At 65.2% G+C, this 25,966-nt stretch carries 28 protein-coding genes; 14 read left to right on the forward strand and 14 right to left on the reverse strand.

Annotated elements, in window-relative coordinates; translation table 11 throughout:
* Positions 1–3 precede the first annotated feature (3 nt).
* The 4 genes from RBB18_RS09525 to RBB18_RS09540 all read left to right on the forward strand — a co-directional run bounded on the left by RBB18_RS09525 (position 4) and on the right by RBB18_RS09540 (position 3,542).
* Entirely contained in the window at positions 4–933 is a 930-nt protein-coding gene (locus tag RBB18_RS09525; protein ID WP_306110977.1) for an AEC family transporter, read from the forward strand.
* A 137-nt stretch (positions 934–1,070) separates the two neighbouring features.
* On the forward strand, positions 1,071–1,625 hold the full coding sequence (locus tag RBB18_RS09530) for an RNA polymerase sigma factor (protein ID WP_103761723.1): 555 nt from the start codon (positions 1,071–1,073) through the stop codon (positions 1,623–1,625).
* Complete coding sequence (locus tag RBB18_RS09535; protein WP_306110978.1) at positions 1,622–2,248, forward strand: hypothetical protein; 627 nt, start codon at positions 1,622–1,624, stop codon at positions 2,246–2,248. The genes RBB18_RS09530 and RBB18_RS09535 overlap by 4 nt, the downstream gene beginning before the upstream one ends.
* 1 nt (position 2,249) lies before the next feature.
* Positions 2,250–3,542, forward strand: coding sequence for a S8 family serine peptidase (locus RBB18_RS09540; protein WP_306110979.1), 1,293 nt, complete (start codon positions 2,250–2,252; stop codon positions 3,540–3,542).
* A gap of 79 nt (positions 3,543–3,621) precedes the next feature.
* Here RBB18_RS09540 and RBB18_RS09545 read toward each other — a convergent pair whose 3' ends face one another.
* From RBB18_RS09545 to RBB18_RS09590, 10 genes are all read right to left on the reverse strand, one after another.
* Positions 3,622–4,854 carry a mandelate racemase/muconate lactonizing enzyme family protein gene (locus RBB18_RS09545; RefSeq protein ID WP_306110980.1) on the reverse strand — a complete coding sequence of 411 codons (1,233 nt, stop codon included), beginning with the start codon at positions 4,852–4,854 and terminating at the stop codon, positions 3,622–3,624.
* 222 nt (positions 4,855–5,076) lie between these two features.
* Positions 5,077–6,162, reverse strand: coding sequence for a zinc-binding dehydrogenase (locus tag RBB18_RS09550; protein WP_306110981.1), 1,086 nt, complete (start codon positions 6,160–6,162; stop codon positions 5,077–5,079).
* Positions 6,163–6,215: 53 nt separating this feature from the next.
* A complete protein-coding gene (locus RBB18_RS09555) occupies positions 6,216–7,454 on the reverse strand; it encodes a TCR/Tet family MFS transporter (protein ID WP_306110982.1) in 1,239 nt (412 codons plus the stop codon).
* 80 nt (positions 7,455–7,534) lie between these two features.
* A complete protein-coding gene (pcaD, locus tag RBB18_RS09560; protein WP_306110995.1) occupies positions 7,535–8,323 on the reverse strand; it encodes a 3-oxoadipate enol-lactonase in 789 nt (262 codons plus the stop codon).
* 87 nt (positions 8,324–8,410) lie between these two features.
* Entirely contained in the window at positions 8,411–10,369 is a 1,959-nt protein-coding gene (locus RBB18_RS09565) for a hypothetical protein (RefSeq protein ID WP_211286108.1), read from the reverse strand.
* Between the two features lie 375 nt (positions 10,370–10,744).
* Positions 10,745–11,950: an endonuclease/exonuclease/phosphatase family protein gene (locus tag RBB18_RS09570; protein WP_306110983.1), complete on the reverse strand. Its 1,206-nt coding sequence runs from the start codon at positions 11,948–11,950 to the stop codon at positions 10,745–10,747.
* 24 nt (positions 11,951–11,974) lie between these two features.
* Positions 11,975–12,544 (reverse strand): hypothetical protein, encoded by a 570-nt coding sequence (locus RBB18_RS09575; RefSeq protein WP_306110984.1) that lies wholly within the window; start codon positions 12,542–12,544, stop codon positions 11,975–11,977.
* Positions 12,541–13,521: a threonine/serine dehydratase gene (locus RBB18_RS09580; RefSeq protein ID WP_306110985.1), complete on the reverse strand. Its 981-nt coding sequence runs from the start codon at positions 13,519–13,521 to the stop codon at positions 12,541–12,543. Before RBB18_RS09580 ends, RBB18_RS09575 begins: the two co-directional genes overlap by 4 nt.
* Positions 13,518–14,351: an alpha/beta fold hydrolase gene (locus RBB18_RS09585; protein WP_306110986.1), complete on the reverse strand. Its 834-nt coding sequence runs from the start codon at positions 14,349–14,351 to the stop codon at positions 13,518–13,520. Before RBB18_RS09585 ends, RBB18_RS09580 begins: the two co-directional genes overlap by 4 nt.
* The gene (locus tag RBB18_RS09590) at positions 14,351–15,034 is read right to left on the reverse strand and encodes a haloacid dehalogenase type II (protein ID WP_306110987.1); all 684 of its coding nucleotides are present in this window, start codon (positions 15,032–15,034) and stop codon (positions 14,351–14,353) included. Before RBB18_RS09590 ends, RBB18_RS09585 begins: the two co-directional genes overlap by 1 nt.
* A gap of 167 nt (positions 15,035–15,201) precedes the next feature.
* Here RBB18_RS09590 and RBB18_RS09595 point away from each other — a divergent pair, with 167 nt between their 5' ends.
* Together RBB18_RS09595 and RBB18_RS09600 are read left to right on the forward strand one after the other, a co-directional pair.
* Positions 15,202–15,633: a peptidylprolyl isomerase gene (locus tag RBB18_RS09595; RefSeq protein ID WP_103761713.1), complete on the forward strand. Its 432-nt coding sequence runs from the start codon at positions 15,202–15,204 to the stop codon at positions 15,631–15,633.
* A 190-nt stretch (positions 15,634–15,823) separates the two neighbouring features.
* A complete protein-coding gene (locus tag RBB18_RS09600) occupies positions 15,824–16,483 on the forward strand; it encodes a hypothetical protein (protein ID WP_146049957.1) in 660 nt (219 codons plus the stop codon).
* 46 nt (positions 16,484–16,529) lie between these two features.
* Here RBB18_RS09600 and RBB18_RS09605 read toward each other — a convergent pair whose 3' ends face one another.
* Positions 16,530–17,516, reverse strand: coding sequence for an NADPH:quinone reductase (locus RBB18_RS09605; RefSeq protein ID WP_306110988.1), 987 nt, complete (start codon positions 17,514–17,516; stop codon positions 16,530–16,532).
* A gap of 10 nt (positions 17,517–17,526) precedes the next feature.
* Entirely contained in the window at positions 17,527–17,952 is a 426-nt protein-coding gene (gene irrA / locus RBB18_RS09610) for an iron response transcriptional regulator IrrA (RefSeq protein ID WP_057795915.1), read from the reverse strand.
* Positions 17,953–18,107: 155 nt separating this feature from the next.
* Between irrA and fabA the strand changes: the two genes are divergently transcribed.
* Positions 18,108–18,617, forward strand: coding sequence for a bifunctional 3-hydroxydecanoyl-ACP dehydratase/trans-2-decenoyl-ACP isomerase (fabA, locus tag RBB18_RS09615; RefSeq protein WP_103761710.1), 510 nt, complete (start codon positions 18,108–18,110; stop codon positions 18,615–18,617).
* A gap of 25 nt (positions 18,618–18,642) precedes the next feature.
* On the opposite strand, the gene RBB18_RS09620 is transcribed toward fabA, so the two are convergent.
* Together RBB18_RS09620 and RBB18_RS09625 are read right to left on the reverse strand one after the other, a co-directional pair.
* Positions 18,643–18,864, reverse strand: a complete 222-nt coding sequence (locus tag RBB18_RS09620; protein WP_306110989.1) for a hypothetical protein — start codon at positions 18,862–18,864, stop codon at positions 18,643–18,645.
* A 97-nt stretch (positions 18,865–18,961) separates the two neighbouring features.
* Positions 18,962–19,846, reverse strand: coding sequence for a sulfotransferase (locus RBB18_RS09625; RefSeq protein ID WP_306110990.1), 885 nt, complete (start codon positions 19,844–19,846; stop codon positions 18,962–18,964).
* 293 nt (positions 19,847–20,139) lie between these two features.
* Here RBB18_RS09625 and RBB18_RS09630 point away from each other — a divergent pair, with 293 nt between their 5' ends.
* The 7 genes from RBB18_RS09630 to RBB18_RS09660 all read left to right on the forward strand — a co-directional run bounded on the left by RBB18_RS09630 (position 20,140) and on the right by RBB18_RS09660 (position 25,965).
* Positions 20,140–21,546, forward strand: coding sequence for a PAS domain S-box protein (locus tag RBB18_RS09630; RefSeq protein ID WP_146049956.1), 1,407 nt, complete (start codon positions 20,140–20,142; stop codon positions 21,544–21,546).
* Positions 21,547–21,623: 77 nt separating this feature from the next.
* Positions 21,624–22,853, forward strand: coding sequence for a beta-ketoacyl-ACP synthase I (gene fabB / locus RBB18_RS09635; RefSeq protein ID WP_103761706.1), 1,230 nt, complete (start codon positions 21,624–21,626; stop codon positions 22,851–22,853).
* Between the two features lie 8 nt (positions 22,854–22,861).
* On the forward strand, positions 22,862–23,653 hold the full coding sequence (locus RBB18_RS09640; RefSeq protein WP_103761705.1) for an enoyl-ACP reductase: 792 nt from the start codon (positions 22,862–22,864) through the stop codon (positions 23,651–23,653).
* 92 nt (positions 23,654–23,745) lie between these two features.
* Positions 23,746–24,054, forward strand: a complete 309-nt coding sequence (locus RBB18_RS09645; protein WP_103761704.1) for a hypothetical protein — start codon at positions 23,746–23,748, stop codon at positions 24,052–24,054.
* Positions 24,055–24,225: 171 nt separating this feature from the next.
* Positions 24,226–24,657, forward strand: a complete 432-nt coding sequence (locus RBB18_RS09650; RefSeq protein ID WP_103761913.1) for a PACE efflux transporter — start codon at positions 24,226–24,228, stop codon at positions 24,655–24,657.
* 191 nt (positions 24,658–24,848) lie between these two features.
* The gene (locus RBB18_RS09655; protein ID WP_103761912.1) at positions 24,849–25,352 is read left to right on the forward strand and encodes a Twin-arginine translocation pathway signal; all 504 of its coding nucleotides are present in this window, start codon (positions 24,849–24,851) and stop codon (positions 25,350–25,352) included.
* 7 nt (positions 25,353–25,359) lie between these two features.
* Positions 25,360–25,965 (forward strand): ferric reductase-like transmembrane domain-containing protein, encoded by a 606-nt coding sequence (locus RBB18_RS09660; protein ID WP_103761703.1) that lies wholly within the window; start codon positions 25,360–25,362, stop codon positions 25,963–25,965.
* Position 25,966 lies beyond the last annotated feature (1 nt).

Consider the following 25,966-nt stretch of genomic DNA (forward strand, 5'->3'; position numbering starts at 1 on the left):
CCGGTGCAGGCTCTGCTGGACATTATCCTGCCGGTCTTCATTATTATCGGCTTCGGCTACGTGTCGGTCTGGCGCGGATGGTTCAGCCAGAGCGGCGTTGACGGGCTGATGACCTTTGTCCAGAGCTTCGCGGTTCCCTGCCTGCTGTTCGTGGCCATCTCGCGGCTGGACCTTGGTCAATACTTCGAATGGCGTGTGCTGCTGAGCTTCTATGCGGGGGCCGTGTCGGGCTTTGGACTGGGCATGCTGGGCGGGCGGTTCCTGTTCGAGCGCCCTTGGGAGGACTGCGTGGCCATCGGCTTTTGCGGCCTCTTTTCCAACTCGCTTCTGCTGGGGCTGCCTCTGACCGAACGCGCCTACGGGCCGGACGCGCTGGAGGCCAACTATGCCATTATCGCGCTGCATTCGCCCATTTGTTATGGCATCGGGATCACGGCGATGGAGATTGTCCGCGCCAAGGGGCTGGCGGGCTCGGGCCTCGTGATGCGCGTGTTGAAGGCGATGTTTTCCAATACGCTGATCCTGGGCATTCTTCTGGGCTTTGCCGTGAATCTCAGTGGACTGCCGTTGCCGGGCACGGTGGACGACGCGCTGGACCTTCTGGTCCGCGCGGCGCTTCCGGCTGCGCTGTTCGGAGTCGGCGGGGTGCTGGCGAGCTATCGCCCCGAAGGCGACTTGCGGCTGGTTCTCTACCTGTGCCTGATCTCGCTCGTGGTGCACCCGTTGGTTACACGGGTCGTGGGGCTGGCCTTTGACCTGTCTGTGGACGCGACGCGGTCTGCGGTTCTGACAGCGGCGATGGCGCCGGGGATCAACGTCTATATTTTCGCGAGCATGTATGGCCGCGTGATGCGCGTTGCGGCGACGACCGTGCTGGTGGCGACCGCGCTGTCGATCCTCACGGTCTGGCTGTGGCTGGGTCAACTGCCCTGATCGCGCCCGTTGGCCGGGCATCGAGAACGCCGGTCGAGCACAATTCGCATGTTAGGCTTTGACCGTGTGGGCGATCCCATTGCATCCTGTGGCGGGTGGCGCCTGCGACGGCGCGCAGGGGCAAGCGACGGTGCAGCATGCAGAACAAGGACCTGGCAGATCTTCTGAGGCGAATGGCCGACGGCGACCGGACCGCCTTTGCCGCCTTCTACAAGGAACTGGAAAAGCCGGTTTTCCGGTTCATCGTCTCGAAAATGAACGATCCGCACGAGGCGGCCGACATACAGCATGACGTCTTCATGGACATCTGGCGCTCGGCAGGGCGCTTCGAGGGAAGGTCGACGGTGAAAACATGGGTATTCGGCATAGCCTACAGGAAAACGATGGATCATTTTCGCAAACACAAACGGGTCGACCTGACCGACGAGATCGACGAGCGCGTCGATGACAGCCCCGATGCGGCGACCTGCCTTGCCTCGGCGCAGGAGGCGGAGCATCTGCGCTATTGCATGGACCAATTGAAGCCGCAGCACCGCGCGGCGGTGGAACTGGCGTTCTACCAAGACATGACCTATGGCGAGATCGCCACCGTGGCCGAGGTGCCCGAGGGCACGATCAAGACGCGGGTTTTCCACGCCAAGAAGCTGCTGCTGCATTGCCTGTCGGCGCGCATGAAGGAGGTCCGGTCATGAGCGATACCCCTGAACTTTCGCGTGACGAGATCGAGGCGCTGCTGGTCTTTCTGGCGAATGACACGTTGGAAGGCGAGGAGCGCGCTGCCGTCGAGGCCGCCGTGGCGGCCGATCCGCAGCTGGCCGGAGAGCTGGAGGCGCTGAAGGCCATGCGCCGCGAGATGCAGGCCGAGGAGGTGTCCTCGCCCGGTGAAATGGGCCTGTCCCGGCTGATGCGTGAGATCGACGCCGAGGCCGGCAGCCCGGTCGTGCCGCAGGCCGGTCTGCCGGAGGCGGCGAACCTGCCGACAGCGCCCGGCAGCTTCTGGAAGATCGCGGCGGTTGTCTTGTTCGGCCTGGTTGTGGCGCAAACCGCGTATATCGGGTATGATGGCGGAACTGATTTTGAACTGGCCGGTGGTGAAAGCCCGGCTGCAAGCGCGGAGTTCACGATCCGCGTGGCCTTTGCCGAGGATGCCGCGGAGGCGGAGATCCGGGCGCTTCTGCTGGAGCAGGGGCTGGTGATCGTGGACGGTCCGTCGGCGATCGGGCTTTACACGCTGGCCGCCCCTGACGACGCGGCGCGCGCCGAGGCTGTGACGGCATTGATGGCGCGCGACGATATTGTTGAAAGCGCTGAATGACATGACTTTTTTCCGCTTCTTTCTTGCCTTTGCAACGCTGTGTCTGACGCTGGCAACGATACCGCAGGAGGCGCGAGCGGCGGTGGCCGTGGCCGCGCCCGGCTGCGCCGGGACCTGCGGTCTTCCCGGTCTCGTCGAGGTCCAGCAGGGCGCCGGCGGACGGGGCGGGGACGCAGGCAACAACCCGCGTAAAAAACCGAGCGGTGGGCTGCGCCGGGCGGCAGGGGACGAGGTTGCGACCGCAGACGGCTCGCCAGAATACGTGTTACTGGTCAACAGGGCGCAGGCCGCGGGCGCGGTGCAGGCCTTGGTCACCTCTGGCGCCACGTTGTTGCGCGAACGCCCCTTGCCGCAATTCGGTCAGCAGATGTATTTCTTTTCCTTCCCGCGCACCTTGACCCTGGCACAGGGGCGGGCGCTGTTGGCCGGCCGCACGCCGTCGGCGGTGCTGGACCTGCACAAGATCTATTTCCGCTCTGCCGGTCCGCGCGTTTACCACGCGCTGATGGTGGGCGACGCGCCGGGTCAGAGCTGCCGCGTGGGGCGTAGCATCCGCGTGGGCGTGATCGACGGTGCGGTCAATGCGGGCCATCCGGCCTTTGGCGGGGTGCGGATCGTGCGCCAGAGCTTTCTGCGCGAGGGCGCGCGCCGCACCGGGGCCAGCCATGGCACCGCCGTTTCGGGCCTGATCGCGGGCTCCAGCGGGGCCGGGTCGCTGGCCGGCCTGGCGCCGGGTGTGCAGGTCTATGCCGCCGAGGCGTTCGGGCTGGAAAAAAGCAGTGATGGCGGCCGGTTGGAGGCCGTGGCGGCCGGGCTCGACTGGGTGGTGGGCAGTGGCGTGCGGCTGGTCAACATGTCCTTTGCCGGGGCCAGCAACCAGGTGTTCGCCAAGTTGCTGGGGCTGGCGCAGAACAAGGGCGTGGTGATCGTGGCCGCCGCGGGCAATGACAGATCCGGTGCGCCGGTCTATCCTGCGGCCTCGCCCAGCACCATCGCGGTGACGGCGGTGGATGCGGGCGGGCGGCTCTATGGCCGGGCCAATTACGGCAAGCATATCGAGTTCGCGGCCCCCGGCGTGGACCTTTACGTGGCCTGGGGCAACGGCGGCAGCTATCGCTCGGGCACATCCTTTGCCGCGCCGGTGGTGACCGCGATCCTGGCGCGGCGGGCGTCGCGCGGGGGGCTGTCGCTGAACGGCGCCCGGGCGTACCTGCGCAGCACGGCGAAGGATTTGGGTCCCGGTGGGCGGGACTCGCACTATGGCTACGGCCTGGTGCAGTCCGGCGGCTGCTGAGTTTTGGTCCCACAAAGGATGTCCAGCACGATCAGACCATGAAGCGGTTAAGCTTGTCTTAAAGCGCCGCGACGGGTTCTCACTCGGCCTTGACCGGAGCCCCCCCGGCGAAGGAATTGCCATTCACGTAATCGCAGGGCGCGTCCTGCATTTGCAGGTGCAGACCGTCGCCTGTGAAGGGATGCGCGCGGGCGAGATCCTCGTCCACCTCGATCCCCAGCCCGGGGGTTTCGGGCGGGATGATGAAGCCGTCCTCGATCTGAATTGTATTCTTGATCAAGCGGTTATGGAACTCCGTTTCGATGGTTTCGGCCATGAGGATATTGGGGATCGAGGCCGCGAGATGGATGTTCGCCGCCCATTCCACCGGCCCGGCATACAGATGCGGGGCCATTTGCGCGTTGTAGACTTCGGCCATGGCGGCGATCTTCTTGACCTCCCAGATCCCGCCCGCGCGACCGAGCGCCGGTTGCAGGATCGACGCCGCGCCGGAGCGCAGGACAGGCGCGAATTCGGCCTTGGTGGTCAGGCGCTCGCCGGTTGCGACGGGGATCGACGTGGCCGCGGCCACCTTGGCCATTTCTGCAACGTTATCAGGGGGAACCGGCTCCTCGTACCAGAGCGGATCATAGGGCTCGATCGCCTTGGCAAGGCGGATGGCGCCCGCCGTGGTGAACTGGCCGTGCGTGCCGAAGAGAAGGTCGGCGCGGTCGCCCACGGCCTCGCGGATGGCCTTGCAGAAGGCGGCCGAGAGCGAGATGTCGGTGCCGGCGGGCATGTGACCGCCGCGCATGGTGTAGGGGCCGGCGGGGTCGAATTTTACCGCGGTATATCCGCGGCTTAGCAGGTCGAGCGCCGACTCGGCGGCCATGTCGGGCGAGGTCCAGAACGGGGTGATGTCGTGATGGGGCAGGGGGTAGAGATAGGTATAGGCGCGGATGCGGTCGTTCATCCGCCCGCCAAGCAGGGCCCAGACCGGCCGTTCGCGGGCCTTGCCGAGGATGTCCCAGCAGGCGATTTCCAGCCCGGAAAAGGCACCCATGACGGTCAGGTCGGGGCGCTGGGTGAAGCCCGAGGAATAGGCGCGGCGGAACATGAATTCAATGTTTTCAGGGCTTTGGCCTTGCATGTGCCGCGTGAATACGTCGGTGATGACGGCGGTCATGGCGTCGGAGCCGACGCTGCTGGCATAGCATTCGCCCCAGCCGATGATACCGTTATCCGTGGTCAGTTTCACCAGGATCCAGTACTGCCCGCCCCAACCCGGCGCGGGGGGCGAAGTGACGAGGATGTCGAGGTCCTTGAGTTTCATGAAGGTCTCCCTGCTGTCGGTGTGCACGGTGGCCCGAGAGGCGCGACGGGGCAAGCCGGAAATCGGTACGATTCGGGCAAAGGGTTAACGGCGTCGAAAAGCCGAAATCCGTGTCGGTATCGCGTCGGTATCCGGGAGGTATCGCGACGGTGCGCGTCGGGCGGACTCATTTTTTAACAGACCGTACGACGGTCGCCGGAAAATGCCGCGCCCGGTGGCGGCCTATCGCAGCATGATGACGTTGCGCCGGGCATTGCCGGTCTTGGTGTCCGCGATGGCGTCGTTGATCTGGTCGAGGGTCCAGCGGTTGGAGATGAGTTCGTCCAGTTTCAGCCGGCCCTGGCCGTAGAGGTCGATCATCCAGGGGATGTCGCGGCGGATCACCACGTCGCCCATCTTGGAACCGACCATGCTCTGTCCGGCGGCGGCGAAGTTTGCGGCCTCGTAAGTCGATTGGGCCCCCGTGGCAGGCATGCCGACCATGATGACCTTTCCGCCGCTCGCGATGTAGCGGGGGGCCTCGTCATAGGCGCGGGCGGCGCCGACGGTGACCAGCACGGCGTCGGCACCACGGCCCATCGCCGCTTTGGCGGCGCGCCATGGTTTGTCCTGGGAGGCCAGCACGCCGTCGGTGGCGCCGAAGGCTTTCGCGTCGGCCAGCTTGTCCTCTGTCATGTCGACGGCGACGATGCGGCGGGCGCCGGCGATGCGCGCGCCCTGGATGGCATTGAGGCCGACGCCGCCCGCGCCGATCACCACCACGTCCTGTCCGGCCCGAAGCTGGGCCGCGTTGACCACCGCGCCGACGCCGGTGACGACGCCGCAGGCCAGAAGCGAGGCCGCGTCCATCGCCATGCCTTCGGGGATCTTCACGACCTGGGAGTGGTGCACGACCACGTCGGTGGCAAAGGCGCCGCAGGCCATGGCCTGGTGCAACTTGCCGCCATCCGCTGTCGACAGCGCGCCGTGATCGCCATCGAAGGGCGTTTCGCAGCCCGTGGGCCGGCCCGCGCCGCAGCTGGGGCATTGCCCGCAGGCGCGGATCAGCGTGACCACCACCGGGTCGCCCACGGCAAGGCCGGTCACGCCGTCGCCGATGGCCGAGATGCGGCCCGCGGCCTCGTGGCCATAGACTGCCGGCAGGGAGCCGCCCCATGCGCCGTCGGCATAGGAAATGTCGGAATGGCAGATCGCCACGGTTTCCAGCGCGACCTCGACTTCGTTCTGTTCGGGGGCGCGCAGGCGCACGTCCTCGACCACGAGGGGGGTGCCGAATTCGTGGCACACGGCGGCTTTGATGGTTTTCATGGTCCCTCCCGGAGTTCGTTAACCGCCAGCCTGATCGGTTTTTCCAAGCGGTTTCAAGGCCGATTGCGACCTGTCGCGGCGTAATCGGCGGATACGTGGCGCCTGCGGGTGAGAAAGAGGACGAGGCCAAGGGCCACCAGCAGAAGCGCGGCGAGGAAGGGGGCGCCGGGTAGACGGAAAGATGCATCGGGGCTCGTGAAGGCGGCGAAGATGTTGGTCATCATCAGCGGCGAGATGATCATGGCCAGCGCGCCGACGGAGGTGAAGATGCCCTGAAGCTCGCCCTGGGCATCGTGTGGCGTGCGGCGGGACATGATGGCCTGCAGCGCGGGCACGCACATTGCGGCCAGCGCCGAGATGGGCGTGAGGGCGAGTGCCAGCCAGCCATTGGAGATGACGCCCAGAACGGCGAAGCTGACGATCGCGAAGCCGAGGGCCAGCACCACGGTCCCGGCCTCGCCCAGCCGCGAGATGGTGAGGCCGATCAGCCCCGCCTGCACGGCGAAGATCGAGATGCCGAAGATGCCGAGCGAAAGGCCGATCATCGACGGGTCCCAGCCGAAGGCGGCGGTGGTGAAATAGGACCAGACGGCGGGGTAGACGTTGAACGCCAGTTGATAGAGCAGCAGCACGACCAGCAGGCGCCCGAGGCCGGGCAGAGCGCGGATCTGTTTCAGCGCGCCGAAGGGGTTGGCGCGGGCCCAGACGAAGGGGCGGGCGCGGTCGGGCGTGATGGTCTCGGGCAGCACCGCCCAGCCGAAGAGGAAGTTGGCAAAGGCCAGCGTGGCGGCGGCATAGAAGGGCGCGCGGGGGCCCAGATCGCCCAGGAAACCGCCGATCACGGGGCCGAGCACGAAGCTCATGCCGAAGGCCGCCGACACCAGGCCAAAGCCCGCGCCGCGTTTTTCCGGCGGCGAGGTGTCGGCCATGAAGGCGGCGGCGGTGGATTGCGTGGCGGCCATCATGCCGCCGACGAGGCGCCCGAGAACAAGCAGCCACATGGCGTGGGCCACGGCCATCACCATGTAGTCGAGTGCAAGGATCAGCAGCGAGCCCAAGAGGATCGGCCGTCGCCCGAAGCGATCGGAGAGGTTGCCGACCATCGGCCCGAAGAGGAACTGCATCACCGCGAACAGCGAGGTCAGCACCCCGCCCCAGACCGCCGCCGAGGCAAGCGTGCCGCCGTCGATATCCATGATCAGCTCGGGCATCACGGGGATGATGATCCCGATGCCCATGGCGTCTATCACGACGGTGATCAGAATGAACGCGGTGGGCAGGCGCGACGACATGAAGGCTCCGGTCTGGGTCTTTGCGTTCGACTGTAGCCGGGGCCGGTCATGGCGGGAAGGGCGCGGTGTGTGTGGCCGGCTCAGATATGGCCTGTGTCAGTCAGGAACTGCGTCAGGCGTGCGGCATAGGCCTCGGGCGCCTCGACGCAGGGCAGGTGGCCGGTGCGGCGCATCAGGTGGAATTCGGAGCCGGGGATCAGGTCCACCGTTTCGCGCACCAGGTCGGGCGGGGTGGCGCCGTCCTCGGAGCCGGCGATGCCCAGCGTGGGCAGGCGCAGGCCGCTGGTGGGGGTGTAGAAATCGGTGCCGGAGATGGCCGCCGAACAGCCGATATAGCCCTCATCCGGCTGGCTGGTCAGCATGTCGCGCCAGGTTTGCAAGTCGGGTGTCGCGAGGAAGTCGCGGGAGAACCAGCGTTCCATGGTGGCATCGGCCAACGCCTCGATCCCGCCGGACCGGACGGCATCGATACGGTCCTGCCAGAGCTGGTGGTTGCCGATCTTGGCCGCGGTGTTGGACAAGACCATGCAGCGGACGAGGTCGAGGCGTTTGACCGCCAGCCCCTGCGCGATCAGCCCGCCGATGGAGAGGCCGACGAAGGCGCAGTCGCGGACGTTCAAATGGTCCAGCAGCGCCTCGGCGTCGCGGACGAGCGTGCCCATGGCGTAGGGCGCGGGCGGCACGCTGGTCTGGCCATGGCCGCGCTTGTCATAGCGGATGAGGCGCAGACCGGCGGGCAGGTGGGGCAGGATCGCGTCCCACAGATGCAGGTCGGTGCCCAGCGAATTAGCGAAGACGACAGGGGAGCCGCCCGCGTCGCCCTCGTCAAGGTAGTGGATGGATATATCGTTGAGATGAACATGCGGCATTGGCGCAGAGAGCCACAACATGCCGGCCTTGTCCATCGCGAACGGCCCGGGCAGGGAGAGCACCCGGGCCGCTGCTTGGGGCGGACGCTATTTGCGCCCAATCCGGCGGATCTTACCGTCGAACGTGGGGACAGACATGACAAAGTCGTCCGCCGGATAGCAAAGAGCCTGCTCTTCGAGGATGCCGATGGCGATCTGCTCGCCCATGCGCAGGCTGTCGTAATAGTCCGAGAAGTAGTGGACCCCGGCCATGTTGCGCCCGATCGAGATGTTGGCGGCGAGCTTGTTCAACTCGCCCTCGAGCGTGAGCGGGCAGCACGGGGTCTTCTTGTCGACCGGGTGCAGCACGACATGTTCCGCGATTTTCTTCTTCGTGTTCTTCTTGACCAGCTTGTAGGTGCCGCATGGCTTGAAGACGAGCTTGGACATCGGCAGGTGAACGACACAGTCCTTCTTGCAATGCTCGGCCTTCTTCTGTTCCTCCTTGGTCAACATCTCGCAGTGATAGGCGCCGGCCTCGACCACCTTGCCGGCGCAGAGGGCGTCATGGATCGCGGCCTTGTCGTAGAAGCCTGCATCACAGTCGGTTTCGTCTTTCGGGTTCGTGATGCGGACGAAGACCGTGGAGGTGTCGTAGAACGCCTTGATCATGGTCACGCAGGCGCCGGCGACGGTGGCATGGCCCGCACCGTAGGTCGGGTGCATGGGGGATCCCTCGCCGAATGCCATTGGGAGCAGCGCCGCATCGGCGCCGTTGCCGCTGGTCGGGTGGTTGTCGAGCGCGGTCAGGGTTTCGTTCAGCGCGTCACGCATGTCGGTGAAGCAGCCGCAGATCTGCGGGAAACGCTTTTCGATCTCATCGGCACGGGCGAGCCGGCCCGCCAGCGCCTCGGGGCGGAGCCGCAGGTGGACGTTGAACTTCTGGTAGCGCACGGCCTTGAGACCTCGCGTGGCGACCTCGGTCACGAGGCTGAGGATGTGAGGGCCGCCCCAGAGCGCGAAGCCGCCGGCGTTGTAAGGCACCTTGGTGCCGGTCGCGGCGTCGGTCATCAGCCGGTCGCCCGGCGGGCCTGACAACAGGTCGAAGGCCGGATCGAAGGGCGCCTTTTGGGCCAGAAGCAGCAGCGTGGCGTTCAGGTAGGCCTGGTAGAGCGCGTCGAAGTGGACATAGGTCGCCAGGTCGCGCGGCGTGCAGATGAAGCGGCGCTGATCCAGCGAAAAGTCCTGGATGCCGGTGCCGCCATAGCCGCGCTGCACGTCCAGCCACTTGTTCCAGGTGGTCATGTAGTCGTCGCCCTCTTTCGCCACGGGCACCGTCTGGTCGACAAGCTGGGCGCCGTACTCGATGAGGCCCTGTTCGGGCTTTTTCGCACCGGGCGAGGAGCCGATCAGCAGGAATTGCGACAGGTAGGGGCCGTTCAGCACGCCGGGGGAGGAGCCGCGAAAGACGGTGCCGGTCGACAAATTGCCGGCGTCGTCGGTCTTGCGCGGGCGACCGGGAAAGCCATCGGCCGCATAGGCGAGGTTGTTCAGCCGGTTGGCAGAGCCGCCCACGGCGGCATTGCCCGAGCCTTCCTCGAACGCGGTGAACGGCACGTCGCGGAGGATGGCAAGCTCGTAGACCTCGGCCATCTCGAAGGCCAGTTCGTCCGAGCAGAGTTCGGGCGCGGGGGGCATCGTGACGGCCTGCGAATCCGGTCCTTGCAGGTCGTGGACAAGGCCGGCGGTCGGTGCCTCCCAGAAGCGACGCTGCGGATTGGTGTTGCCGTCCGTGTCGGGGCCGCGCGGGACGGGCACCCGAGTGGTGAAAGGTTCGCAGAAGCCGTTGTCGATGGCCTTGCGGAACGCCTCGAAGTCGCCGGTGTCGGCGACGAGCCCGGTCGTGTTGTCGTGATCGAGCCCCTTGGTGAAGCTCATCGGATAGCAGGCGGCGCCGTAGCGGGCCTCGTCCGGGTTGGCGCGATGTTCGGGATGGTTTCGGTGCCTGGCCAGTTCGGCGGCTTCGACACGGACGCGATAGGTGGATTCTGCACGATCCTTGGGCATGGAAAATTTCCTTTGAATAATGTGCTTTGACCAGAAAACTGCGAACTTGAAATCAAAAAATCATTGCCAAAAAGGCGGTCGTTTAATCCCTTATAAATGACTCGTGGCCATGGGTCATGTCAACAGATCTTTATATTTCTAGTTGTTATTCGGTCAGACGTCGCAGCTTCGGCGGGTAAGCAGTTGGACCCGAAGACTTTCTCGCGAAGCCCAAATGAGGGGCCGTCGCCAGTCATTCCGGATGGCCGCATAATGCACGGCCACGCGCGTGAAAGGGGGGCGCCGAATCAGTGCGATACGTTTGCCAGTTCGTGCGGGACGAGGTCTAAGGCGAGAGCGGACCAATGGCCCGAAGCGAGCTTCACGCCGATAGTGTCAGCCTTTCATGCGCATATGCGCCATGATCTGGCCGTGGTCGGAGGCCAGCTTGTTATAGGGCGCCTCGGGGTGCGAGCCGTCGGTGAGATGGTCGTTGAAGACGCTGAAATAGGTCATGTCGCCGGTCCGGTCGGGATTGTCGGGGTGGAAGTGGCGGGACATGAAGATCTGGTCGATACTCTCGTAGACGCCACCGAAGGCCGAGGTGTAGACCATGTCGCGCAGGGACTTGCGCACGAACATCTTTTCCGCCGAGTGGAGCCGCACCCGCTCCACGTCCTCGGTGATCTGGCGGTTTTCCTCGTCGGAATAGCGGTCGGAGCGGTTTTGCGCGTCGTGGCGCAGCATCCACGAATAGTTCTTGAAGGGCGCCTCGCCGGTGATGATCTCGGACGAGACGGCATGTTCGCCGTCGTTGAAATCGCCCAGCACCATGACCGGGTGGCCGGATTCGATCTCGCGCACGACCTCGCGGCGGAGCACCCACGCCTCGGACATGCGGCGGACGGTGGCGCGCAGCGCGCCCATGGCGCGGCCGATGGGATCGTAGTGCGTCAGGTCCTCTTCGGGGGCATGGTCGGCGCCTTCGGGCTTGATGTATTCACCCAGCTTGGATTTCAGGTGGCAGTTGAAGACGGTGACGACCTGTCCGCCCACCGGGATGCGGGCCTTGATGACGGGGCGCGAGAGGCGGCGCAGCACGTAATGCCCGGCGTCTTGGGCGCCCTCCATGCCGCGCAGGGGCTGGAAGGGGATCGAGAGCGGTTCTTCGAGGTCCTGGATGATCTCGGGCGTGCCCTGAAAGCCCAGGCGCGACAGGATCGCGACGCCGGGGCGGCGTTTGCCCGCCTCGCCGGTGTCGGCGGCGTTGGGGGCAAAGGCCACCGTGGCATTGTCATAGGGCGTGACGGCCAGTTTGCGGAAGATCGCCTTGCGGTGATAGCGTTTCGATCGGTCGGGAATGGCCGCGTCGTTGAGGGCGCGGGCACGCAATGACGCCTCGTCGATGACGGCGTGCAGGGCATCCTTGTCGAAGATCTCCTGGAAGCAGATCACGTCGGCGTCGAGCGTCAGGATCTGGTCGGCCATCCAGTCGAGTTTCCAGGCGTATTCCTCGGGGGTGTAGGACTGGAATTCGTAGTATTCTCGGTCGGGGCCGATCAGGTTCTTGACGTTGAAGCTGGCGATGGTGAAGTCGGTCATGGAAATGGCCCTGTCGAAATTGCGCTAGCTCGTGAACTTGCAGTGGTTATCCACGTAAGCGCGAAAAGCTGCTGTGAAAATTCGCGCTTTTTCGCCCGTTCCCGGCCCCTGTAGGGCAAGGACAAAATTCTTGGACTTGGAAACGTGATGTGTTGTTCCGTCGTTTCTAGGAGAGGGTTTACTTTCAGGCGAGGCACCAAGTGCGTTTGACCGTTCTTGATTGCTGTATGTGCCTGAGCGCATTAGGAAAACGACCACTGCAACTTCCGGGTCTTCCGAGCCTTTTTCTGGCAGGATGTGCAAAAAGTCTCCTGTGCTCTGATTTGCAGGTTTTCGAAAGATCACGTCCTGCATTTGGAACGTGTTCGAGGTCCACAACACTGGCCCCATGGTTGCACGATCCATCCAGTGTTCGAGCGTCATGGTGCAATCGTCAATTTCGACCCTATGGCGCGAGTTGAAATACTCATGGCTGCCGTTCTTGATCAGCGCTGTGACAAGCTCGGATTTGTCAGTCGCTATACTAGCAGAGCCTAATAGCGACATAAATGTGGCCAGTGCATACCTGGTCATAGTCACAGCGCGAAATTTCATTTTGCGAGCGTCTCCAGCGCTCGCGCGAACATCGGCGCGTCGACATTGCCGCCCGAGATGGTGACGATGACCGTGTCGGCGTTCAATTGATCCCCGTGAAAGAGCGCGGCGGCCAGCGCGGCGGCGCCGCCGGGTTCGGCAACCAGTTTCAGGCGCTGGAAGGCGTGGGCCATGGTGCGCAGGCAGTCGTCCTCGGAGACCGTGATGCCGGGGCCAACGAGGCGTTTGAGGATCGGGAAGGTGATCTGGCCCGGGGCGGGGGTGAGGATGGCGTCGCAGATATTGCCGCTGACGGCCGCGTTGGTTTCGATCTGCCCCGAGGCGAGCGAGCGGGTGACGTCGTCGAAGCCTTCGGGTTCCACCGGGCGGACGGTGAAGCCGGGCGCGTCGGCCTCGAGCGCCAGCGCAATGCCGGAGGTGAAGCCGCCGCCGCCACAGCAGACCAGCATTTCGGCCTCATGAATGCCAAGGTCCCCCGCCTGTTCCGCGATTTCCAAGCCGCAGGTGCCTTGCCCCGCGATGACCTGTGGTTCGTCATAGGGGCGGATGAGGGTGAGGCCCCTCTCGGCCTGGAGTTTCTCGCCCAGCTCCTCGCGGCTTTCGCCGTTTGCGCGGTCGTAGAGGACGACCTCGGCGCCGAGGGCACGGGTGTTGGCGATCTTCAGCTGTGGCGCGTCGGCGGGCATGATGATGACGGCGAGGGCGCTCATCTGGCGGGCGGCGAGGGCCACGCCCTGGGCGTGATTGCCGGAGGAAAAGGCGATGACGCCGCGGGCGCGGGTCTCGGGATCGAGCGCCGAGACGGCGGAGCGGCCGCCGCGATACTTGAAGCTGCCGGTGTGTTGCAGGCACTCGGGTTTGACGAGGATGCGGCGGCCCGCGATCTCGTCGAGGAAGGGCGACGACAGCAGCGGCGTGCGGCGGACGTGGCCCTTCAGCCGCTCGGCGGCGGCGCGGATGAGGGTGATGTCGGTCATCGCGCGATATCCAGCAGTTGGCGGATGGCGGCGAGCGATTGTGGCTCGTCAAGGAACGGGACGTGGCCGCGATCTGGCACCACGGTGGTGATCATGTCGGGGTGGCGCGTCTGCATCTGCGCCTGGGTCTCGGCGGTGAAAAGGTCGGAGTTCTCGCCCCGGATCGAGGCGGTGGGGATGGGTTTCAGCCCGTCGAAGAGTGCCCAGAGGTCCACGGTCTCGCCCGCGCCAGCCTGTCCGACCAGCGCGTCGCGCAGGCGGGGGTCGTAGCGCAGGGTGATGCAGCCCGAGGGGGCGTCCTGCCACATGAACTCGGCCTGTTCGCGCCAGCGGGAGAGGGGGATGTCGGGGAAGTCCCGTGCATGGCCTGCGGCCAGCGCGTCGGCGGCGGCGTCGAGAGTGTCGAAGGGCGGCGTCTTGCCAACGTAATCCATGATGCGTTCGATGCCGATGGGGGCCACTTCCGGCCCGATATCGTTCAGCACCACGCCGGCAAGGCGGTCGGGGTGGCTGTGCGAGAGCGCCATGGCGATGAGGCCGCCGCGCGAGGTGCCGATGAGGATGGTTTTCTCGATCCCGAGGTGGTCAATGAGTTCAATGGCATCCTGGCCTTCGCGCAGGATGTTGTAGGTCATGTAATCCTCGGCGTATTCCGACAGGCCGCGCCCGCGATAGTCGAGGCGGATGACGCGGTGATCTGAAAGGTGCGGCACGAGGTACGTGAAATCGGTGACGTTGCGGGTGAGACCGGCAAGGCAGAGGATGGGCGTGCCGGTTCCCTCGTCGGTGTAGTGCAGCGAGAGGCCGTCGGAGGTGGTGAAGTGCGGCATTACCTGGCAAGCTCCGGGATGCCGGTCAGGTCCGTCAGGACATGGCCCGGGGTGGCGGGCAGGCGGTCCATCGGGGCGCCCGCGCGGTTGACCCAGGCGGTGGTGAAGCCGAAGCCCGCCGCCGCTGCCGCGTCCCAGCCGTTGGAGGAGACGAAGAGGACTTCGGACTTAGCGCAGCCGAAGCGGTCGCCGACGAGGTCGTAGACGCTGGCGTGGGGTTTGAAGACGCCGACGCTTTCGACCGAGAGCACGTCATCGAGCACGTCGCCGATGCCCGCCGATTTCACCGCGCCGTCCAGCATGTCGGGCGAGCCGTTCGACAGGATGGCGGTGTTCATGCCGTTGTCCTTGAGGGCGTGCAGCATGGCGGAGACCTCGGGGTAGGCCTCAAGCTCCCAGTAGAGTTGCAGGAGGCGTTCGCGCAGGTCGGTGTCGTCCGCCAGGCCCTCGGCTTCGAGCGCCCAGTCGAGCCCGTCCCGGGTGACGGTCCAGAAATCGGTGTGATCGCCGGTGATGGCGCGCAGCCAGGTGTATTTCAGCTGTTTCAGGCGCCAGTGTTCGGCGATGGCGGGCCAATGGGCGCGGAAGGCCTCGCGCCCCGGCTCATTGGCGGCGGTGCGGGCGGCGGCGGCCACGTCGAAAAGCGTGCCGTAGGCGTCGAAGATGCAGGTGGTGATGGGCATTGCAGGCCTTGGGTGCAGGGTGGTTCGGGGCAGAGTGGCACGTCTGGAACGGGGTTGGAACCCTGTTTGCAATCGCCGCCACGGCAGGTTAGCTTTGGGCCAGACAAGCAAGCACCCGCGCGAGGCGCGGCCTTGGAAACCCATCCCCCAAACAGATTGGAAACCACATGACGCAGGTGAAATCCGGCGATACGGTAAAAGTTCATTACAAGGGCACGCTGGCCGACGGCACGACCTTCGACAGCAGCGAGGGACGTGACCCGCTGGAATTCGAGGTGGGCTCGGGCCAGATCATTCCGGGACTTGAAAAGGCCATTCCGGGCATGGAAGTGGGCGACAAGAAGACCGTGGAAGTGCCCGCCGACGAGGCCTATGGCCCGCTGGACCCCGCCGCCAAGCAGGCGGTGCCGCGCGCCGACATTCCCGACGACATCCCGCTGGATATCGGCACGCAACTGCAGGTCCAGACGCCGCAGGGCCAGACCCTTCAGGTGATGGTGGCCGAAGTGACCGACGAGCAGGTGACGCTGGATGCCAACCACCCGCTGGCGGGCAAGGACCTGACATTCGACGTGGAACTGGTCGAGATCGCCAGCTGACCCACGCCGCGAGGGCGGCGGCCTTGCCGCGCCCTGGCGTGCGCGTCTCGGGGTAAAGCGAGGCGTCCGATATTTTGAACGCGCGTGACGCATTGGCGTTGCGCGCGTTTTTTTCGTGTCGCCCGCGGTCGGGAACACGCGCGCGGGAATTGCGTTGGCTCTTGTGCAAACGCCGGCAAGAGCAAGAGACGTGACGACAATGTTGGACTTTCTGAAAGAGAACGTGGAGATCGTTCAGATCGCGGCCAGCCTAACGACGACGGTCGTGTGGCTGGTCTATCTGCATATCTTCCTGAGCGGGTATATCCAGCAGCGCCGGTCCAGCATCCTGATCAATCGCGGCGGCGGACAGGACATGCAGGCCCGGTGCCTGGTGTCGAACATGGGCGCGCAGCCCGCTTACCTGCTGGACGTTCTGGCGTCTCTCGACACGGGCGAGGACGTCAATGTGTCCAGCGTTGTCGACCGCGAGGAATTGCGGAAAGAGGAAATGGAGCAGCCGGCGAACGTGACCGGGCAGGGGCCGATCCCGTCAGGCGGATATGTCGATATCGGAACCTTCAAGGATGTTGCCCGCCGGGCGGGGCACAGCGGGGACGAGACGGACCTGCAGGACCGCTGTCTGAAGCTGATGGCGGTCTGCGCGACCAACCAGGCCAACCATGTCGTGGCCGCGGTGCGCGAATTCGACATGGACGCCGAGGGTGAGCGGGTGCGGCTGAAACCGCACAAGCTCGAGGCGCGGCAGATCCGCTCGCGGCGGCGGAGGAAAAAGATCACGTCGATGCTCGAACGGCTGGAGACCGGTGCCAGCACCAGGAATCTCGGCGCGGAGTTCGCGAAGCTGTAGAGCTGTCTTGAGCTGTGTGGTCTGCTGCGATGGCAGGCAGGGCTGCTTAGACGGTTTCCAGCAGGACCGCGCCGCGGCGGCCGGGGCTGAGCACCATGTTATGCGCCGTGACGCAATCGGCGAGCGGCAGGCAGGCGTGAATCGCGGGCTTCAGCGCGCCTTCGGTGAGGGCCGCGTGCAGGCGAGCGATGGCCGCGGCGCGTTCCGCCGGGGGCAGGATGTAGATCAGGGAAATGTCGATCTTGAGGGCCTTGAACAGCATCGCGCCGAAGGGCAGTTCCGGCGTCATGTCCTTGGCCGAGCCGTAGGTGGCGATCGTGCCCAGAGGCTTCATCACCTCGGCCAGCAGAGCGGCGTTGGTGCCGAACTCGACCTCGACCGCGCGGTCGATGCCCCCGGGGGCGATGTCCTTGATTTTCGCGGTCAGATCGTTGTCGCGGTAGTCGAGCACGTGATCGGCGCCGGTGTCGGCCACGTAATCGGCGGCGTCGGCGGAGGCGGTGGTGATGACGGTGGCACCGCCCCATTTGGCCAGCTGCACCGCCATGTGGCCGACGGCCCCTGCGCCGCCGGAGATGAGCAAAGTCTGCCCCGCCACTTCGCCGCCGCCGAAAACGGTCTGGCACGCGGTCAGGCCCGGGATGCCGAGCGTGGCGCCGACCTCGTGGCTGACGCCCTCGGGCAGGGGCACGGCCTGGTCGGCGGGCAGGGCGATCATTTCGGCCGCGGTGCCGTGGGCGCGTTGCCACTGGGCATTCCAGATCCAGACATGCTGATCCATGCGCGCGGGGTCGACGCCTTCGCCAACGGCGAAGATCGTGCCGGCGCCGTCGGAATGGGGGATGATGCGCGGGAAATCGGGCTTGGTCACGCCGGGGCGGGTGCCCGCGCGGGACTTGGCGTCGGACGGGTTCACGCCGGAATGGGTCAACCGGACCAGAACCTCGCCCGGACCGGGCGTGGGGGTGTCGACCTCACCAATGATCAGGACGTCTTCGGGGGCTCCGAATGTTTCGTAATAAGCGGCGCGCATCCCGGGCAGTTCAGCCGGACTTGCGGCGCAGGCGGATCACCACGTCGACGCTTGCGATTTCGGCACCTTCGGGGGCGCCGGGCAGGCGGGCGATCTCAAGCTCGTCGGCGGGCGCGTCGGAGAGGCGCTGTTCGTCCTCCCAGAAGAAATGCGGGTGATCGTGGGTGTTGGTGTCGAAATAGCTTTTGGACCCGTCGACCGTGACCTCTTGCAGCAGGCCCACGTCGCAGAAGGCGCGGAGCGTGTTGTAGACGGTGGCAAGCGACACGCTGTCACCGTTTTCGCAGACCGCGGCAAAGAGGCTTTCGGCGGTGACGTGGCGATGCTGTCCGTCGCCCACGAGCAGCGTGGCCAGCGCAACGCGCTGACGGGTCGGGCGCAGGCCCGCACCTGCGAGCCATTCGGTGCCTCGGGTTGTTGCCTCGGTGTCGGTCATGAAAGCTCCTGTCTCCCGATCAATATAGGGGGCGTGGCGGGGGAATTTCAAACAAAATTCTGCACCATAGCGCATTGCGGCAGGGCTTGCGCGGGGGTTTTGCGGGGTGTTACAGGATCAGGTAACGGAACCAATAGAGAAAAGGGTGCGACCCTATGGCCGACTTCCCGAGCAGCTTCGACCGCGAAGACCTGCTGAAATGCGCACGTGGCGAGCTTTTCGGCCCCGGCAATGCGCAGCTGCCCGAGCCGCCGATGCTTATGATGGACCGGATCACCGATATTTCGGGCGATGGCGGGCCGCATGGCAAAGGGCATGTGGTGGCCGAGTTCGACATCAAGCCGGACCTGTGGTTCTTCGAGTGTCATTTTCCGGGCAACCCGATCATGCCGGGGTGCCTTGGCCTTGACGGGCTGTGGCAGCTGACGGGTTTCAACCTGGGCTGGCGCGGCTGGCAGGGGCGCGGCTATGCGCTGGGCGTGGGCGAGGTGAAGCTGACCGGCATGGTCCGCCCGGACCGCAAGATGCTGACCTATTATGTGGATTTCACCAAGGCCGTGCAGACGCGGCGCCTGACCATGGGCGTGGCCGATGGCCGGGTCGAGGCCGATGGCGAGGTGATTTACCAGGTCAAGGACATGAAGGTCGCGCTCAGCGAGACTTGAAGCGCGACCCTTTGTTCGTATCGCCCTAGAGCAGGAAGTCGAAACTGTCCGAGATGTCGGGCGGCACGAGGCTGTCCCATTCGGGCTCGGCGAATTCCTTCATCGTAACGGGTTCCTGATCCTTGGGCTCGAATGATTGCATGACACTGCGGGCGATGATGTCGTCGGCCATGCGCTCGGCCAGTGACCGGGTCGCGGGGTCGAGCAGGGTGTCGTCGGTGAAGCTGGGTGCGAGATCTTCGGGCATTCTGGTATCCTCCGTTGGTGCGCCACGGATGATCGGCGCGTGTTGTACGGGGATGGGTCGGCGCGCGGCGCGCGATGGTTCAAAGTTTTTCCGGCCGTCAGTCTTGCCAGCCGGTGGGCACCTCTGCGCCGAAGCGGTCGCGGCAGAAGGCGTAGTGCGGCGCAAGCTGGGCCGCGAGCGCGTCACGGGCGTCGCGGGGTAGCGGGGCCTTGAGCGTGGTCTCGTTGCGGACCGTGCCGGCGTCCGCCGGGGCATGGGGCAGGCCGATGAATTCGCAGAGGCGGCGCTGGGCGGCCTCGGTGAAGAGGGTTTCGTAGAAGAGATAGAGCACGTCGCCTGCCGGGAAGGTGGCGTCGAGGGCGGTGACGATTCCGGTGTAGTCGGCCCGCGCGACAAGGGCGGGCATGTGGCGGACCCTGTCCCAGTCCTGCGTGGCGCGGGTGTCGGGCGCGATCTGTTCCAGGTGGCGCAGCTGCGACCAGAAGCGGGTGACCGGATCGCGCATGATGAAGAGCAGGCGCAGGCGGCAGGTCTGATGGGCGAAGACATCGCGGATATCGGCAAGGCCCGCCGGGCCGATGGCGGAATAGCCCGGCGTGATGTCGGCGACGCAACGGGTATCCGGGCCGCGCAGACCGGCGAAGTGGCGGAAATAGGCGCTGTCGTCGTGAACCATTTGCACCCGGTCGAGGCTGGCGCGGAACGCGGGGCTGCGTTTCAGGGTATCGGCTGTCGCGCCCGGCTGGTCGAGATGGAATTTCAGCCGTGCCAGCGCCAGCGCGTCGGGATCGCCCAGGGCGTGTTCGGGGTGGCTGGCGTCGAAGAAATGCACCTCTTTGAGCGGCGAGGGGGCGCAGCCGGGCAGGTCGCAAAGGTAGGCGTGCAGCCAGCTGGTGGCGCATTTCGCCGCCCCGATGCAGACCAGGAAGGTGGTGTCGTCGAGGCCCGGCTGGCGGGACGGAGGCGCATTACGCAACGTCATTTCCAAATGTCCAACGCGCCGATGGGCGCGATCTGGCCGAAATGCTGCCACAACGGGCAGAATCGCTCAAGTTCTCGCGGCATAGGGGTGCGGCGCCGGGTTAAGTGACTGATTTTGCGGCATTTCGGCGATTTTTCGCTTACGTCACGTAAAGTTAACTACAATTAAACGAGTTTATTGCAGCGGGGCGAACAGGCTGGGATAAGGTCGCTTCGATTATACCAAGGTTGTGCCTGTGGGACATCGTCCCCACGTAGGGTCGCAACCGCAATAGAGTAACGAGGCAAGAGCGCGTGCAGACCAACAGTGATGCTTTCGGGCCGGTCGGCCGGATGGGCGTGACGGAATTCATAGACGCGCTGCCGGACGAGTTCGTGATCGTGGATGCCGACGGCGTGGTCATCGCGGCCAATTCCGCCTGGAAGCAGTTCGGTGCAGAGAATGACGGGGCGCCCTCGGGCTATGTCGGCAGCAACTATTTCGACATCTGTCGGGCGGCGGACGGCGAGTCGAGCATGGAAGCCCGGCTGATTGCGGACTCTTTGGAGATGACGCTGCGCTCGGGCGATCCGTTCGTGTGCGAATACCCCTGTGACAGCCCCACCGTGAAACGCTGGTTCGAGCTGACCGCAACGCGGCTTGTTTTCGAAGGGCAGCCCTTTCTGACGATCCAGCACCGCAACGTGACGCAGCGCCACCAGGAACGGGACGCGCTGAAACGCACGGCGGTGGACAGCAACGCGCTGGCCGCGCTGGTGGCGGGGACGTCGGACGCGATCCTGACCTATGACCTGGAGGGCAAGATCACGTCGTGGAACCCGGCGGCGGAGCGGCTTTACGGGTATTCGAGCGACGAGATCATCGGGAGATCGCTGGCGACCATGTACCCCGAGGACGAGAAAATGCCCGTCGCATGGTATCGTGACGAGATCATCGCGGGGCGACTGAGCCAGTTCGAGGCGGCGCGCATAGCCCGCGACGGCACGGCACGCGAGGTCTGGATCAGTTGTGCGCCCATCCGGGGCGTGGATGGCGACGTGGTGGCGATTTCCAACATCCACCGTGACATCAGCGAGTTGCGCAAAGCCGAGAAAGCCCGCGAGCTGATGTCGCGCGAGGTCATCCACCGGGCCAAGAACATGCTGACCATCGTGTCGGCTGTGCAGCGCCAGACAGCCCGGGGCGCGACGTCGGTCGAGGAATTCAACTCGAAGTTCGGAGACCGGATCACGGCGCTGTCGAAATCGACCGATCTGCTGGTCGGCGGGCAGTGGGACGATGCGGACCTGCGCGACCTGGTGATGGGTCATCTGCGTCCGTTCACCGTTGAAAACGATGCGCGTGTCCGCCTGTCGGGCCCGGAGGTGCGGTTGCTGCCGCAGGCGGTCCAGACGTTGGGGATCGCCCTGCACGAGCTGGCCACCAACGCGATGAAATACGGCGCGCTGGCGCATGACGCCGGTGAGGTGCAGTTGAACTGGAAGCTGGGGCAGGGGGCCGGTGGCCGCGTTCTGGACCTGAGCTGGCAGGAACGCAGCCTGGCGCATCCGCCCGAGGAAGACGCGCCGGGATTCGGCAGCACGGTGCTGACCTCGCTGGCGCCGTCGATGCTGGGCACGCAAGCGCTGTACCACCTGGACGCAGAGGGCGTTCACTGGACGATCTCGATCGATCCGGAGCATTTTTCCCTGGTGGGATAGCCTCCCGGACGCGGCATTGATCTTGCACCCGCCGCCTTGCATGCCCTACAACGCGAACAATCAGGTAGGGAGGCAACATGCGTCGTGTCGTCGTCACCGGGCTGGGGATCGTCTCCAGCATCGGCAACAATGCCGAGGAAGTCCTTTCCTCCTTGAAGGAGGGACGTTCGGGCATCACCGCCAACGAGCAGATGGCGGAACACGGGTTCCGCAGCCAGATCGCCGGGGACGTCAAGCTGGACGTCACCGAGCATGTGGACAAGCGCACCCTGCGCTTCATGGGGCCGGGTGCGGCCTATGCGCATATCGCCATGCAGCAGGCCATCGCCGATGCCGGGCTGGACGAGGGCGAAATCGTCAACCCGCGCACCGGGCTGGTGGCAGGGTCCGGCGGGCCGTCCACCTCGGCCATGCTGGCGGCGCACCAGACGGTACTGGAAAAGGGCAGCCCCAAGCGGATCGGGCCATTCGCGGTGCCGAAATGCATGTCCTCGACGATCAGCGCCAACCTGTCGACGGCGTTCCGGATCAAGGGCATCAACTATTCCATCACCTCGGCCTGTTCCACGAGCTTGCACTGCATCGGCAATGCGGCGGAACAGATCATGATGGGCAAGCAGGACGTTATGTTCGCAGGCGGCGGCGAGGAACTGGACTGGACGCTGAGCTGCCTGTTCGACGCGATGGGCGCGATGTCGTCGAAGTATAACGACACCCCCGAAAAGGCGAGCCGGGCGTTCGACGCGGGCCGCGACGGATTCGTGATTTCCGGCGGCGGCGGGATCGTCGTGCTGGAGGACCTGGAGCATGCAAAGGCGCGGGGCGCCAAGATCTATGCCGAGGTGACGGGCTATGCCGCCACCAGCGACGGGCATGACATGGTTGCCCCCAGCGGCGAAGGCGGCGAACGGGCGATGCGCCTGGCGCTGCAGACGCTGCCCGAGGATCGCAAGGTTGGCTATATCAACGCGCATGGCACCTCGACCCCGGTCGGTGACGCGGGTGAGGTGGAGGCCGTGCGCCGGATATTCGGCGAGGGCAAGGTGCCTCCCATCAGCTCCACCAAGTCGATGACCGGGCACAGCCAGGGGGCCACGGGCGCGCAGGAGGCGATCTATTGCCTGCTGGCGCTGCACCACGATTTCATCATCCCGTCGATCAATGTCGAGACGCTGGACCCCGCGATCCTTGAGGGCGAGATCGCGACGGCCCGCGTGGACGATGCCGGGCTTGATACGGTGATGACCAACTCTTTCGGTTTCGGCGGCACGAATGGCTCGATGCTGCTGAGCCGGTTCGACGGATAGGACGCCGGATGACAAATTCTATGCAAGGACTGCGCGGCCTGATCATGGGGGTGGCGAATGACCGGTCCATCGCGTGGGGGATCGCCAAGGCGATGCACGAGGCGGGCGCGGAGCTGGCCTTTTCCTACCAGGGCGAGGCGTTTGCCAAGCGGGTCGAGCCGCTGGCCAACTCGGTGGGGTCCAACATCCTGATGGATGTGGATGTCACCAAGGACGAGTCGCTGGACGCGGCCTTTGCCAAGCTGGCCGAAACCTGGCCGACGATCGACTTCGTGGTGCATGCCATCGCCTATTCCGACAAGTCCGAGCTGTCTGGGCGGTTCCTGAACACCAGCCGGACGAATTTCAAGCATTCGATGGATATCTCGGTCTATTCCTTCATCGAGATCGCCCGGCGCGCCTATCCGATGATGAAGGAGAACGGCGGCACGATGCTGACCCTGACCTACCAGGGGTCGAACAGGGTGGTGCCGAACTATAACGTGATGGGCGTGGCCAAGGCGGCGCTGGAGGCGACGACGCGCTACCTGGCCAACGATCTTGGCCCCGACAAGATCCGCGTCAACGCGATCAGCCCCGGGCCGATGAAGACGCTGGCGGGCGCGGCCATCGGCGGGGCGCGGCGGACCTTTCGGCACACCGAGGAAAATTCGCCGATGCGGGCCAATGCCACGCTGGAGGCGATCGGGGGCACGGCAGTGTACCTGGCCAGCCCGGCGGGCGCCTGCACCACCGGCGAGGTGATCAAGGTCGATGGCGGCTATCACGTGCTGGGGATGCCGCAGCCGGAGAACCTTTAGCCTCGAGGCTCCTATCAACTAAACCTTGAGATGTCCCGGTTTGGTCCGAGTATCGCCACAATATTGCCACGGGATTCGGGGACTTTGTACGCATGACCTTCATGCGCTCTCCCCAAGAGGTACGCCTCGAAAAACGCCAGGCCAAGGGCAAGACCGCCCGCAAGTGGGCGCGTGGCGTTCAGGTTTGTCTGATGGGGCTGTGCATGACGGCGATCTGGCAGGAGCGGGCGCTATACCCGGTGATGCATGACCGGATGCAGGGTGTCTATGCTTACGGTGTCGACTGGCTGGAAAGCACCGAGACCGGCAGCGGCTATCTGACGGCGATGAGCGACCTGGGTAGCGGCAACGCGAGCGAGCATAGCGCGATCACGCGGGCGTTGATGAACCTGCGGCAGTAACCGGGACCGCGATACGACGCGCGGGTGGTGCCTTTTCTGCCACATCTTCCACGATCCGAGCGGTGTCGCTTGAAAGCGGCGCGATGAAGCCGCATCTGACTGTGCAGAGGACGACCTCCCCAAACGGGTAGTTTGCATCCGGGACGGCCCGGTTAGATGTGGGAGGGTTCCATGAGATCCCCGTTTGACCGTCTGCGCCATGCGCTGAGCTTTGAAATCATCGCCCTGATCCTGATCGTTCCGCTGGGAGCTGTGGCCTTTGGCATGCCGATGCATGATATCGGGGTGGTCGGCCTTGTCAGCGCGACCATCGCCACGCTTTGGAACATGGTGTTCAATTTCGGCTTCGACCTGGTCTTGCGGCGCCGGACAGGCTCGACTCGCAAGACCGCGATGGTGCGCGTTGTCCATGCGGGCCTGTTCGAGCTTGGGCTCCTGGTGGTGCTGATGCCGTTCATCGCGTGGTATTTGCAGGTCTCGCTGTGGCACGCGCTGGTGATGGATCTGTCGTTCGCCCTGTTTTACATGGTCTATGCGCTGGGCTTTAACTGGCTGTACGACATGGTGTTTCCGCTGCCGGAATGGACCGGGCAGGCGGTATGACGCTGAGCGGCGATGCCGCGTCATCGATGGCGGCTGGGCCGAACGCCGCCGATCGGGACGAATTCGCGCGGTCACGGTGGCGTGAGGGCGGTTTGCCTGCGGCGGATCGGCGTTATCTTGAATAGGGTATGATGGCGCAGGTTGTGCCCGGTATGGCAGCCTGCGCCCCCGACCTGACAGGAGAGACCGATATGAGACCCCGACTGATCAATCGACGCAAGCTGATGGCGACCGGCAGCGCGGCCGCCGCCGTGGCTCTGGGATCGGGCCTGATCGTGCCGGCGCGAGCGGCGGGCGTGCAGCCGACGCCGACGATGCCGGGCGGCGCCAACAATTATCGCCCCGGTGCGCAGATCGTGGAGCGCATTGGCAATGGCGGCTTTTCCATGACCGGCACGGTGCGTCGTGCGGGGGATGGTGCGCCGCTTGAAGGCCGCCGCATCCAGATGTGGGCGCACACCACCGAGGGGCACGAGCGCGACCCGGAAAGCCATGGTGCGACCCTGACCGACCGGAACGGGCGGTTCGTCATGGACATGCCGCAGATCGTGCCTGCCTTTGGTCAGCCGCACGGCCATCTGGCCTATGATGCCGAGTATGACGATGGCGGCTTCGAGACGGTGTTCCTGCGCCCGGTGATGACGAGCCCGGGGCAGACTTCACTTGACGTGGAGTTCGTACTGGTCCCGGCGTAAAGTCCTGATGTTTCGCAAGCTTTCGATATGGGCGGCGGTCTGCGCCGCCCTTCTTGTGCCCGTCGTGGCGGCGGGGTTCAGCCCGCTGCTGCAATGGCGCCAACCGATCTACATCCTGGCCGGCTTTGCCGGGATCGTGGGCTTTGCCCTGATGCTGTTGCAACCCTTGCTGGCGGGCGGATACCTGCCCGGTGTGCCTGCGCTGAAGGGGCGGCGGGTGCATCGCTGGGTCGGCGCGGGGATCGTGGCGCTGGTGGTGCTGCATGTGGGCGGGCTGTGGCTGACCAGCCCGCCGGACGTGGTGGATGCGTTGCTGCTGCGCTCGCCCACGCCGTTCTCGGTCTGGGGCGTGCTGGTGATGTGGCTGATCTTTGCCACCGCCGCGCTGGCGGTGATGCGCAAGCGGCTGGGGGTGCGGCCGATGACATGGCGGCGGGCGCATACGGCGCTGGCGGTGCTGATCGTTGCGGGCACGGGCCTGCACGCGGTTCTTATTCAAGGCACGATGGAAACGGTGAGCAAGTACGCGCTATTTGCGCTGGCGCTGGGCGCCACGGTGAAAGTGATCCTGGATTTGCGGATCTGGGCGGCGCGGCGTCGGTCCACGCGCTAGG

Origin of the sequence: Roseovarius sp. MMSF_3298 (assembly GCF_030733705.1) — a bacterium.
Taxonomy (GTDB): domain Bacteria; phylum Pseudomonadota; class Alphaproteobacteria; order Rhodobacterales; family Rhodobacteraceae; genus Roseovarius; species Roseovarius confluentis.